Source organism: Microbacterium sp. Mcb102 (genome assembly GCF_024519805.1).
Taxonomy (GTDB): Bacteria; Actinomycetota; Actinomycetes; order Actinomycetales; family Microbacteriaceae; genus Microbacterium.
On record NZ_JALJRG010000003.1, the window covers coordinates 493706 to 506137 of the forward strand.

Genomic DNA, 12432 nt, shown 5'->3' on the forward strand with positions numbered 1-12432 from the left:
TCGACGGAGACCGGAGGACGAGAGTGACGAAGCAGCACCCGGGGGGAACCGGAAGCACGCCCGATGTCGATGCCGATGGGGAGGAGCAGCACCTGCGGCGCGCGCTGAGCAACCGCCACATCCAGCTGCTCGCGATCGGCGGCGCGATCGGAACCGGCCTGTTCATGGGCAGCGGCAAGACGATCTCGGTGGCGGGACCATCGGTGATCTTCGTCTACATGATCATCGGCTTCATGCTGTTCTTCGTCATGCGGGCGATGGGCGAACTGCTGCTGTCGAACCTCAAGTACAAGTCGTTCAGCGACTTCGCGAGCGATCTGCTCGGGCCGTGGGCCGGATTCTTCACCGGGTGGACCTACTGGTTCTGCTGGGTGGTCACCGGCGTCGCCGACGTGATCGCGATCGCGGGCTACACGGATGCGCTCATCCCCGGCGTCCCGCTGTGGATCCCGGGCGTCCTCGTGATCGTGATCCTGCTCGCCCTGAACCTGCCGACCGTCGCCGCGTTCGGCGAGATGGAGTTCTGGTTCGCGCTGATCAAGATCGTCGCGATCGTCGCCCTCATCGTCACCGGCCTGGTGATGATCTTCACCGGCTTCCAGCACGACGCGGGGACCGCCAGCTTCTCGAACCTGTGGGATCACGGCGGCATGTTCCCGCACGGCTTCATGGGCTTCGTCGCGGGATTCCAGATCGCGGTGTTCGCGTTCGTCGGCGTCGAGCTGGTCGGCACCGCGGCCGCCGAGACCAAGGACCCGAAGCGCAACCTGCCGAAGGCGATCAACGCGATCCCGATCCGCATCCTGCTGTTCTACGTGGGCGCACTCATCGTGCTGATGGCGGTGACCCCGTGGACGGAGTACGTCGCCGGGGAGAGCCCGTTCATCGCGATGTTCGCCCTCGCCGGGCTCGGCATCGCGGCGACGGTCGTGAACCTGGTCGTGCTGACGTCGGCGATGTCGAGCGCCAACTCCGGCATCTACTCGACCTCGCGCATGGTGTTCGGCCTCGCGCAGGACGGCGACGCCCCGCGGATCTTCGGCCGACTCTCGCGCCGCCGCGTGCCGCAGAACGCCCTGTTCCTCTCCTGCATCCTGCTGCTCTCCGGCGTCGTGCTGCTCTACGCGGGCAAGGACATCGGCACGGCCTTCGACATGGTGACCACGGTCTCGGCGCTGTGCTTCATGTTCGTGTGGACGATCTTCCTGTGCAGCTACCTCGTGTACCGGCGCACCCGCAAGGACAAGGTCGCGGCGTCGACGTTCAGGATGCCGGGCGGGGCGTTCATGGTCTACGTGGTGCTCGCGTTCTTCGTCTTCGTCCTGTGGGCGCTGACCACGCAGCCCGACACGCTGACCGCGCTGTTGGTCACGCCGATCTGGTTCGTGCTGCTGTTCGTGGCGTGGCTGTTCGTGCGGAGGTCGCCGCACCACCTGGCCCGGCACGCCGCGCACATCGCGCACCTGCGCGACGACTCGGTCGAGGCGGACACGGACTGAGCTCCGGCCGCCTCGGTTCACAACTCCTCAAGAACCGGCTTCGTGACTCGGGAATCGGCCGATTCCGGATCGTCAGCCCATGTTCTTGAGGAGTTGTGAACGCCCTCAGGCGGCGACGGCGGAACCGACGGCTACGGCGGACGCGGCGGGCTTCGCAGCGAACAGACGCTTGCGCAGAGCCAGGAACAGCAGCACCATCCCGGCGCTGAGGAGGATGTGGCCCAGGCCGGCGATGCCGGCGATCATCGCGGAGGACTCCAGGCCGAGGACCGTGAGGCAGCCGTGCCAGACCATCATGGCCGACGTCAGCACGAGGCCCGCGTTGTACAGCCAGAAGAACCAGCTGAACAGGCGGCTCTCGGAGAGCGCGAACGCCTTCTCCAGCAGCAGGACGATCAGCAGCACGACGAAGCCCAGCACCAGCAGGTGCGTGTGCGCGAGTCCCAACTGCGTGGCTCCGCCCTCGGGGAAGTCGTTGATCTTGGTGAACTCCCGGTAGAAGAGTCCGGAGGCGACGCCCACGATCATGTAGGCGAACGCGGCGGAGAAGAGGCGGCGCATCGGGTTCCTTTCGGTCTGATTCCAGCCTCGGCGCAGTGGCCTCGGCAGGGATCCATCGAACGGTTGAGATGCGCGGCGCTCGACGTGACCACCAGGCGCGCAGAGGGCCGACACTGCTATCAGCGCCGGCCCTCAGAGCAAACGATTCCCTTACTTGAATCGGTCATCCTGCTGACTGCGAGAGCCAACCAGCCGCCGGAGGGCGGCACCGACAAACCACAGCAGCGCTGCGACGATCACCACAGATCCGAGAAGGGCGGGGATGGAAAATCCGACGACCATCTGCTCAGCTCCTACGAGTGAATTTGGAACGACCCGCCCCTGTAGTTGAAGGTGGCGTCCGCAGTAACATGACACATTCTATTCCCCCAGGCAGATTCCGCCGTGCTCGATAGCACCACGATGGGGTATCTCCGCCCGCTGCGGCGGTCCTAGGACTGAGGACGACGGCTCAGAGGAGCCCGGTGTCGCGGGCGATCGCGATGGCGCGGGCGCGACTGTCGGCGCCGAGCTTCTCGAACACGTGCACGAGGTGGGTCTTCACGGTGGCCTCGGTCACGAACAGGGTCTTCGCGATCTCGCGGTTCGATGCGCCGGTGTCGAGCAGCCGGAGCACGTCGAGCTCCCGGTCGGTCAGGCGCACCCGCGGCGCGCGCATGACCTGCACGACGCGCGCGCTGAGCTCGGGCGTGAGCACGAGCCCTCCGGAAGCGGCCTGGCGGATCGCCCGCACGATGTCGTCCGGTGCGACATCCTTGAGCAGGTAGCCGGCCGCTCCCGCCTCGATCGCACCGAGGATCTCGGCGTCGCGGTCGAACGTCGTCAGGATCAGCACGGCGGGTGCCGGATGCTGGGCACGAAGCGCGGCGGTCGTCTGCACGCCGTCCATGCCCGCGCCGAGCCGCAGGTCGCAGAGCACGACGTCAGGATGCAGGTGCCGGGCGAGAACCACGGCTTCCTCTCCGGACGCCGCCTCGCCGACCACCTCGACGTCGTCGCGGCGGTCGAACAGCGAGCGCACCCCGGCCCGGACGATGGGGTGATCGTCGACGAGCAGTACGCGCACCGCGGTCATCCTTCGCCCCCGCTCCGTCGCGCCTGCACCGTGCCGCCGAGCGGGACGTGCGCCGAGAGCGCGGTGCCGTCGCCCGGAGCACTCTCGACGTCGAGCCCGCCGCCGAGTTCTCGCAGCCGCGCGCGCATCGAGCGCAGCCCGTAGCCGCCGCCCTGGCCGCCGACGCCGCCCTGCGCATCCCACCGTGTCGCGTCGAATCCCTTCCCGTCATCGACGATGTCGAGCCGCACCGCGTCGCCGGCATCGGCCAGGGTCACCACGACGCGCGACGCGGATGCGTGCGAGCGGACGTTCGCGAGGGCCGACTGCGCCGTCCGCAGCAGAGCGACCTCGACGTCGATGCCGAGCGCCGGCAGGTCGTCGTCGGCGTGCAGGGTCGCCTCGATCCCGGTCTCGTCGATCAGGCGCTCCAGCATCCGGGCGAGCGCGTCGCCGAGGGCCGTGGATTCGAGTTCGGCCGGCATCAGCGCGTTCACGATGCGTCGCGCATCGGCCAGCCCTTCGACGGAGAGCGCGTCGATCTGCTCGAGCGCGCGGGTACTCTGCGCGGGATCGCCGGACTCCAACGCCGAGCGCGCCAGCATCCCGATCGACGACACGCTCTGCGCGATCGTGTCGTGGATGTCGCGCGACACCCGGGTGCGCTCCTCACTCGCGCCGGACTCGCGCTGGGTGCGGGCGAGCTCGTCCTGGAGCGCCGACATCTCCTCCTGGGTCGCGACGAGCGAGGCGATCAGTCGACGGCGCTCCCGTCCGTCGCGGACGAGCTCGAGGTACCCGCGCGAGATCCCCAGCGCGAAGACGCCGCCCACGAGGGGCCCGATCACGTTCGCATAGGTCGTGGTGCCGGTGTGCAGCAGCGGGGCGGTCACCACGACCGCGAGGATCGCCGCGCTCAGCAGCAGTGCCCACCGCAGTCGCATCACGAATCCGGCCAGCAGCCACAGCGGGAAGGCGAGCCACACGAACTCGGGCGAGACGACGACCGCTCCGAGCCAGATGAGCGTCAGCCCGAGCAGCCACCAGGTCGCCAGACGGCGGTCGGACGTGCGCTCGCTGAGCAGCAGGCCGCCGCCGTACCAGCCGAGGAACACGAGCGACACGGCGAGCACCCACGGCAGCGGAACCCCATCGACTGCCGCGCGCCAGGCGCCGATCACGAGCAGCACGACCGTGATGACGGCCTGGCCGATGCGGATGGATCCGACCAGGCTCGCCCACGTGCGCGGGGTGCGGAATCCGTCCGCCCGCTCGTTACGGGCGGTGCGCTCAGCTCGCGTCGGGAGAGGTGGCGACTGCGGCATCCTCGTATTCTCCCCCGTGCGGTCGATCTGCACCCCGATCGGCGCGGGATCCGTCGCGCCCGACCTTCCCCGGCCACCACATCCGCTCCCCGACGATCGCGAACAGCGCAGGGACCACCAGGGTGCGCACGACGAAGGTGTCGACGAGCACCCCGATCCCGACGATGAGTCCGATCTGTCCGAGCGTGACCAGGGGCAGCAGCCCGAGCGCGGCGAACACGGCCGCGAGCACGACGCCGGCGCTGGTGATCACGCCGCCCGTCGCCGTGAGCGCACGCACCATCCCCTGCCGCGTGCCGACCGTCTGCGCCTCGACGCGCGCCCGATGGACCAGGAAGATCGTGTAGTCGATGCCGAGCGCCACCAGGAACAGGAACGACAGCAGCGGGACCTGCAGGTCGAGCGCGTCCCATCCGAACACGACCCGGCTCAGCCAGGTGCCTGCGCCGATCGCCGCGACCGCGCTGAGGATGTTCACCGCGAGCAGCAGCACGGGCGCCACCAGGGAACGCAACAGCACGATGAGCACGAGCAGACTGACCGCGAGCACGAGCGGGACGATCAACAGCAGGTCGCGTTGATTGCCCTCGCGGGCGTCGAGATCCGCCGCGACCGGGCCACCCACCACGGCGTCGGCATCCGGCACCGTGACCGCGGCCTCGCGCACGGCGCTCACCAGATCGAGGCTCTCGGTGGTTCCCGGAGCCGGTTCACCGACGACGAGCAGTCGCGTGAGGGCTCCGTCGGCGCTCTCCCCCGTCGCGGACACCCGGAGCACACCCGGCACGTCTTCGACGGCCTCGGTCAGCGCCTCGGTCTCAGCCGTGTCGCCGATCACGATCATCGGCTGCGCCTCGCCCGCGGGGAAGTGCTCGCCGAGCACGGTGAGCCCTGCCGCCGACTCGGACTCGACGCGGAACTTCTCGACCTGCGTGAGACCGACGGACACGCCGGCGAGGCCTCCGGCGAGGACGCCGAGCAGCGCGAGCCCACCGACCAGCGGCACCCAGGGGCGCCGGGAGACGCGTTCGGCGACGGCGCCCCACACTCGACCGGTCGCGGCGCCACCGCCCACGTGCGGGGCGAACGGCCAGAAGAGGCGGCGGCCACACACGGCGAGAGCCGGCGGAAGCACCAGCAGCACCGCGGCGAGCGCGATCAGCAGGCCCACCGCCGAAGCGATCCCGAGTCCGCGGGTGCCGGGAATCACCGCGAGGGCGAGCGTCGAGAGGGCGAGGACCACGGTGACGTTCGAGGCGACGATCGCGGGCACGGTCGCACGCCAGGCGGCGACCAGTGCGCGCCGGTGGTCGGTGTCGAGCGCGAGCTCTTCGCGGTAGCGCGAGATGAGGAGCAGGGCATAGTTCGTCCCGGCGCCGAAGACGAGGACGCTCACGATCCCGGAGTCGAACTGCAGGCCGAGCCCCGCCCCGATAGCCGCCGTCGCCTTGTTCGCCAGCTGGTCGGCGAGCGCGACCACCACGAGCGGGATCATCCAGAGCACGGGCGAGCGGTAGGTGACGATGAGCAGGAGCGCGACGATCCCGAGCGTCACCATCAGCAGCGTGAAGTCGGCACCATCGAACGCGGAGGCGACGTCCACCCCGAACGCGGGGCCACCGGTGACCTGCACCGTCACACCGTCGATCGGATGCTGCGCCACCGTGTCGCGCAGGCCGTGCACGGCGTCCGCGGCGGCATCGTCCTTGTTCTCGTCCAGCGTCAGCGTCGCCTGGACGACCGCGGCCTCCCCGTCGTCGCTGACGATCGGACCGTGTGGATCGTGCCCGGTCTCTGCTCCGACGTCGGCCGCGAGGGAGCCGAGTGCCGCGAGGTCTGCGTCGCCGAGCTGTCCGCCGTCGTCTCGAGCCGCGACCAGCAGCACGGTGTGCTCGTCCGCGTCGGGGAACTGCTCGGCGAGGGCCGCCGCTCGAGCGGACTCCGAGTCCGGAGGGGCGACGTCGCTGCCGGCGGGCAGAGACGCGCGACCAAGGGCACCGAGGAGGGCGGTGAACGCCACCACCGCGATCAGCAGGGAGATCCACCCGCCGCGTCGAGAGGTGAGCCACAGAGGGAGGGAGCGGAGGGTGCGGAGCATGGATCCAGTCCAGCCGCGACGGCGCCGAGGAGGATCGGGCAGGAGGGTGAGACGCGTCTCCATCGTTCGATGGATGCCCGCGCCGCCGGAGGGTCGCGGTCAGAGGGGTTCCGTCAGGCCCTCCCTCGTCGCGACCACCGGGCGTAGCGTCGGTTCCACAGTCGCGGATCGCACCCGCGGCGAAGACGAAAGGACGACTCATGCACACACGCACTCTCGGACAGGGCCTCCAGGTCTCGGCGGTCGGACTCGGCTGCATGGGGATGTCGCAGAGCTACGGCCCGAACCCCGGCAGCCGCGAAGACATGATCGCCGTGCTCCGGTCGGCGGTCGACCACGGCGTGGACTTCTACGACACCGCCGAGGTGTACGGCCCGTACGTGAACGAGGAGCTCGTCGGCGAGGCGCTCGAGCCGATCCGCGACAGGGTCGTCATCGCGACCAAGTTCGGGTGGGCCATCGAAGACGGAAAGAGTGTCGGGCTGAACAGCCGCCCCGAGCAGATCCGCCGGGTGGCCGAGGCATCGCTGCGGAGTCTGCGGACCGATGTGATCGACCTCTTCTACCAGCATCGCGTCGACCCCGACGTGCCGATCGAAGACGTGGCCGGCACCGTGGGCGAGCTGATCGCCGAGGGCAAGGTGCGCCACTTCGGGCTCTCCGAGGCTTCGGCCGACACCATCCGCCGCGCCCATGCCGCGCATCCGGTGACCGCGCTGCAGAGCGAATACTCGCTGTGGACCCGCGAGCCGGAGGCGGAGGTCCTACCGGTGCTCGCCGAGCTCGGCATCGGGTTCGTGCCCTTCAGCCCGCTCGGCAAGGGATTCCTGACCGGCACGGTCGACACCGCGGCGGACTTCGCAGCCGGTGACATCCGCGCCACCATCCCGCGCTTCACAGCCGAGAACCGGGCGGCGAACCAGGCGCTCGTGGCGCACGTCGCCGAACTCGCCGCGTCCAAGGACGCCACCCCCGGCCAGATCGCCCTCGCCTGGCTGCTCGCCCAGCAGCCGTGGATCGTGCCCATCCCCGGCACCCGGCGCACCGCGCGCATCGCCGAGAACGCGGGCAGCACCGCCGTCGCGCTCTCCGCCGACGAGGTCGCCGACCTGTCGACCCTGGCCGCGCGCATCGGTGTGGCCGGCGACCGCTACAACCCGCAGCAGATGGCGTTCGTCGACCGGTGAGCCGCCGACGGCCTCGGTATCGTGAGGCGGGTGACCTCCGCCCGCAGCTACCCCGCGACCATCGCGGCCGCGGTCGAGCACGAGACGGTCATCCGCAAGTCGCGCTTCCTCACCCGCGTCGAACCCGTCTCGTCGGTCGAGCAGGCCGAAGCGGTGATCGCCGGCATCCGCAAGCGGGCCTGGGACGCGAACCACAACTGCACCGCGATGATCACCGGTCTGCTCGGTGATCAGGCGCGATCGTCGGATGACGGAGAGCCCTCGGGCACCGCGGGCATCCCGATGCTGGAGGTGCTGCGGCGCCGGGAGCTGACCGACGTGGTCGCGGTGGTGACACGGTACTTCGGCGGTGTGAAGCTCGGAGCGGGCGGTCTCGTGCGCGCTTACTCCTCGGCGGTGTCCGAGACGCTCGACCTGGCGACCCTGGTGCGGAGGGAGGCGCTCCGGCAGGTGACACTCGAGGTGCCCCACGCGGATGCCGGACGCTACGACAACCTGCTGCGCGAGTGGGCGGTGCATCACGGTGCGACGCTCGGCGAACCGACCTACACGGCGACCGCCACGCTCGAGCTGTGGGCGCCCGACGCCGAGCTCCCCCGGCTCGCCGACGACCTGGCCGCAGCATCCGCGGGAGCGGTCATCCCCGTGCTGGGCGTCGAGCGCATCGTCGACGTCCCCGACTGAACCCGGCGGGAACGGCGAAACCACAAGATACGGCGGATATCCTGGATGCCGCGGTCGCGGAGGGAGAGCGATGTTCGACAGTCCGCTCTCGGCTTCGGCCTACGAGATCCTCGAGGTCGACCCCGGCGTCGACGACGTCGAGCTGCGCCGCGCCTACCGTCTGCGCCTGCGTCAGACCCACCCCGACACCGGTGGCGACGCGGCGATCTTCATCCAGGTGCAGCGCGCCTGGGAGCTGATCGGCACCGCCGAGGGTCGCGCCGCCTACGACCGCCGGACCGGTGTGACCCACGAGGCGGGCTCCGAGTGGAGTGGATGGCGGCCGCCGCCGACCCGCACCGACACCCGGCCGCGGGCCCGGTCGTACGGCCACCCCGGCGGCTGGCGCCGTGAGCGCTATCTCGACCTCATCCGCGAATGGGCGGGGCGCGGCGTCGAGGTGCCCGATCCCTACGACCCCGCGCTCGTGCGCTCGGCGCCGCGTGACCTGCGCCGGCTCCTCGCCGACGCCCTGGCGGAGGAGGCCACCGCACGCACGGTGTCCGACCTGGGCATGGGCTACACGGTGTGGCACGACGTCGCCGCCGGAGCCGATGCCGACGACAAGCTCGACCACGTGGTGCTGGGCCCCTCGGGCCTGTACGGCGTGATGTCGGAGGACTTCGGCGGGGTGGTCGGCTTCCGTCGCGGCGAGATCACGGGACCGAGCCTCGGCACCCGCGCGCCCGTGACCGCCGCGCTCGGGCGGATGCGCACGGTGGCCAAGGCCGCCCGCGTGAAGTTCGGCGGTGCGATCATCGTGCTCCCCGACGACGACCTCTCCCAGGCGGTCACCCCGCTCGGCACGACCCGCGGCGTCCCGGTCGTGGTGGTGCGGCGCAGCGCGCTCGCGATGGTGCTGCGTCAGGGCGTTCCACAGGCGCGGGCCATCGGCGGCAACGAGCTGTTCGACGTGCGCACCCGGCTGCAGCAGACCGTCCGTTTCGTCTGACCCGGTGGCCGGCCCCGCCCCGACCCGTCCAGCCCCGACGATTCGCCGAGTCCAGGACGATCCGCCGAGAGGTCCGAGGGGATTCCTCGGCGAATCGTCACCCCATCGGCGAATCATCCGAGGGCCGGCGGGGGTTACGGTGTCGTTGTGCCTGCACGCGAACCGATACTCGAACACCCCGCCCCCGAAGCACCGACCGGAAAGCTGGTGCTCCTGCGCCACGGCGAGACCGAATGGTCGCGGACCGGCAGGCACACGGGGCTCACCGACATCCCCCTCACGGGGCGCGGCGAGGATCTGGCCCGTCGCGCGGGTGCGCTCGTGGCGGACTACGACTTCTCGCTCGTTCTGACGTCTCCGCTCGTGCGGGCGCAGCGCACCGCGGAGCTCGCGGGCCTGCACGCCGAGATCGATCCGCTGCTCGTCGAGTGGGACTACGGCGGATACGAGGGTCGCACCACGAAGGACATCCGTGCGGAGCTCGGCTACGGCTGGAGCACCTTCACCCACGGCGTGATCCCCGGGCGCACCCCCGGCGAGACCGTGGAAGAGGTCGCCGCGCGGGCGTCGCGGGTGCTCACGCGGGTGCTGCCGGCGATGTCGCAGGGAGACGTCGCGCTGGTCGCGCACGGCCACTTCCTGCGCATCCTGACGGCGGTGTACCTGCGGCTCGCTCCGCGCTTCGGCGCCCAGATCAGCCTGGATGCCGGGTCGGTTTCGGTGCTCGGCTTCGCGCGCGAGCAGCCCGCCATCCTGTCGTGGAACTACGGCCCGGAGCTGCCTTCGGCACCCGCCGAATCCTGACGCGACGGGTATGCGCGCGCCGCACCGAGGAGTAGCGTGCCCGCATGGCGATCACGACGGAGACGATGCAGTGGCTGCTCGACGGTGACCCTGCGCTGCGCTGGCAGGTGGAGCGCGACCTGCTGCGGGAGCCCGAGCAGGTGTGGCAGGCGACGCGCGCCCGGGTGGCGACCGAAGGATTCGGCGCCGCTCTCCTCGCTCGACAGGACGACGACGGCCAGTGGGCCGGCGGCGCCTTCTTCCCGGCGGGCTTCTTCGGCAGCCCGGAGGCCGAGGAGCCGGGGCAGCCGTGGACGGCCACGACCTGGTCGCTGAACGATCTGCGCGAGTGGGGCGTGGATGCCGCCGTGCTCGGCGACACCGCGGAGCGACTGGCGCGGAACAGCCGGTGGGAGTACGACGACCTGCCCTATTGGGGCGGCGAGGTCGACGTGTGCATCAACGCCTACACGCTGGCGAACGGCGCCTGGCTGGGGGCGGACGTGGCCGCCCTCGCCCGATGGTTCCCCGCTCACCGCCTCGACGACGGCGGGTGGAACTGCGAGGCGGAGGAGGGCGACTCGGTGCGGTCGTCGTTCCACTCCACGCTCAACGCCCTGCGCGGGATGCTCGCCTACGAGCGACTCACCGGCGACACGTCGTTGCGCGAGGCGCGGCACTCGGGCGAGGAGTATCTGCTGCGGCGTCGGCTGCTGTACCGCGACTCGACCGGCGAGCAGGTCGGCCCGTTCGTGGGGCGCTTCGTGTATCCGAGTCGTCACCGGTACAGCGCGCTGACGGCCCTGGACCACTTCCGCGAGGTGTCACTCGTCGAGGGCGGCGCACCCGACGACCGGATCGCGGATGCCGTCGAGCTGGTCCGCGCCGCGCGACGGGCGGACGGCACGTGGACGCAGACCACTCCGCTCGCCGGGCGCACCTGGTTCCCGGTCGATGCCGGGGAGGGTCATCCCTCCCGCTGGCTGACACTCCTCGGCACCCGCGTGCTCGACTGGGCCGGACGCGCCTGAGCCGAGACCCGACCGGCCGGCCGGCCGGCGATACCCAAGATCGCCGGTGAGCCTCCACAGCTCCGCAGCAATCCGCCCCAGCGCGAAAGCCTCCAACGCGATGCACGCCTCCCGCGCCGGAACGTACCTCAGCAGGGCTGACGCGTACCGCGGAAATCATGAGCCACTCAATATGTGTAACGTGTTACGCATCGGCCTCGGTGGCCCAGGCGCGGATCGGTAAAGCTCCCACGTCGCCCATCCGCGTTATCTCGCCGGCCTCGCCGGGGGGCTCTGGCGTCTCTCGGAGACCGGGCACACAGCACACCAACTGAGCCTTCTGGACAGACCACTGACATCGGGGGGGGGAGGTTGACGGTCGCCTATACGAGAGGAGGAGGGACGATGCCAGATCGCCTACTTGACCTCGTTGCTGAACATCTGAGGAGATTCCGCGACACGCAGGGTCTTACGCAAGAACAAGCTGCACACTCAATTGGTTGTTCAATTCCTACCTATCGTGCTCTCGAGCGGACCTCGCGGAGTAGGCGTTCCCCTGACCCGAAACTAAGCACGCTGATGCGAGTCCTTGTCTCAGTCGGCGCCGATGAAACCATCCTCGCTGCGTTAGCGGAACACATCGATGATGCGGAGCGCATCGCTCGCTCCGCCCGGCACGGCGCTACGGAATGATCCCCGTCACGTCGCCTGCAAGCAAGCACCAACCACTGCGGACGAGCGCTCTCACGCGCGCATGATCTCTCGAACCGTGGCGCCGTCACCAAACGGTAGCGCAACCGACACTACGTGACCGATTCCTACCAACACAGCGAAACCGATTGGGGGCGGGGCGAGGTTCCAGAACGGCAAGAAGACAGCGGAGGCCATGATCGGTGCGATCGGGCCAGCTAGCGCCACAAGTGCATCTGCATTCGGTCGCCCCCTCAGCCGAATGACCCGGCAGCTGGCGCCCTTTACTACGGCAATCGCCGGGGCCTCTGCACCCATGAGTATCCGGTACGCCACGACATGTCCGGCTTCATGAACAAGAATCGACAGCAAGACGATGGCAACCAGAGCGGCAGCTGCTGATAGTAGCGGCAGCCCCAGGAAGCTCCCGATAGACGCCGTCGCCACGAGAATCACGAAGAACAGGCTCATCCCCGCAGCAAAGTGCAGCAGCGCACCGATCGCGCCGAGTGCAACACCATGCGGGATCCGCCGTCCTGCTGTGGTGAAC

General features: G+C 69.9%; 12 protein-coding genes. 7 read left to right on the plus strand and 5 right to left on the minus strand.

All coding sequences use genetic code 11. The annotated features are described in order from the left end of the window. The first annotated feature begins 23 nt into the window (after positions 1-23). Entirely contained in the window at positions 24-1499 is a 1476-nt protein-coding gene (gene cycA, locus OC372_RS11200; protein WP_262002076.1) for a D-serine/D-alanine/glycine transporter, read from the plus strand. A 105-nt stretch (positions 1500-1604) separates the two neighbouring features. Here the strand turns inward: cycA and OC372_RS11205 are convergent, their stop codons facing one another. The 4 genes from OC372_RS11205 to OC372_RS11220 all read right to left on the minus strand — a co-directional run bounded on the left by OC372_RS11205 (position 1605) and on the right by OC372_RS11220 (position 6537). After that, complete coding sequence (locus OC372_RS11205; protein WP_262002077.1) at positions 1605-2060, minus strand: DUF2871 domain-containing protein; 456 nt, start codon at positions 2058-2060, stop codon at positions 1605-1607. Between the two features lie 451 nt (positions 2061-2511). Then, positions 2512-3135: a response regulator gene (locus tag OC372_RS11210; RefSeq protein WP_262002078.1), complete on the minus strand. Its 624-nt coding sequence runs from the start codon at positions 3133-3135 to the stop codon at positions 2512-2514. After that, a complete protein-coding gene (locus tag OC372_RS11215; RefSeq protein ID WP_262002079.1) occupies positions 3132-4439 on the minus strand; it encodes a sensor histidine kinase in 1308 nt (435 codons plus the stop codon). Before OC372_RS11215 ends, OC372_RS11210 begins: the two co-directional genes overlap by 4 nt. Further along, a complete protein-coding gene (locus OC372_RS11220; protein ID WP_262002080.1) occupies positions 4405-6537 on the minus strand; it encodes an MMPL family transporter in 2133 nt (710 codons plus the stop codon). Before OC372_RS11220 ends, OC372_RS11215 begins: the two co-directional genes overlap by 35 nt. Before the next feature lie 200 nt (positions 6538-6737). Here OC372_RS11220 and OC372_RS11225 point away from each other — a divergent pair, with 200 nt between their 5' ends. The 6 genes from OC372_RS11225 to OC372_RS19385 all read left to right on the plus strand — a co-directional run bounded on the left by OC372_RS11225 (position 6738) and on the right by OC372_RS19385 (position 11885). Next, a complete protein-coding gene (locus OC372_RS11225) occupies positions 6738-7724 on the plus strand; it encodes an aldo/keto reductase (protein ID WP_262002081.1) in 987 nt (328 codons plus the stop codon). 30 nt (positions 7725-7754) lie between these two features. After that, complete coding sequence (locus tag OC372_RS11230) at positions 7755-8408, plus strand: IMPACT family protein (RefSeq protein WP_262002082.1); 654 nt, start codon at positions 7755-7757, stop codon at positions 8406-8408. Positions 8409-8478: 70 nt separating this feature from the next. Then, positions 8479-9399, plus strand: a complete 921-nt coding sequence (locus OC372_RS11235) for a J domain-containing protein (protein ID WP_105711736.1) — start codon at positions 8479-8481, stop codon at positions 9397-9399. A 147-nt stretch (positions 9400-9546) separates the two neighbouring features. Then, complete coding sequence (locus OC372_RS11240) at positions 9547-10203, plus strand: histidine phosphatase family protein (RefSeq protein WP_262002083.1); 657 nt, start codon at positions 9547-9549, stop codon at positions 10201-10203. Positions 10204-10247: 44 nt separating this feature from the next. Next, positions 10248-11213, plus strand: coding sequence for a squalene cyclase (locus OC372_RS11245; protein ID WP_105711737.1), 966 nt, complete (start codon positions 10248-10250; stop codon positions 11211-11213). Between the two features lie 384 nt (positions 11214-11597). Next, the gene (locus tag OC372_RS19385; RefSeq protein WP_410054864.1) at positions 11598-11885 is read left to right on the plus strand and encodes a helix-turn-helix domain-containing protein; all 288 of its coding nucleotides are present in this window, start codon (positions 11598-11600) and stop codon (positions 11883-11885) included. A gap of 51 nt (positions 11886-11936) precedes the next feature. On the opposite strand, the gene OC372_RS11250 is transcribed toward OC372_RS19385, so the two are convergent. Continuing rightward, positions 11937-12353 (minus strand): hypothetical protein, encoded by a 417-nt coding sequence (locus OC372_RS11250; RefSeq protein WP_262002084.1) that lies wholly within the window; start codon positions 12351-12353, stop codon positions 11937-11939. Positions 12354-12432: the final 79 nt, after the last annotated feature.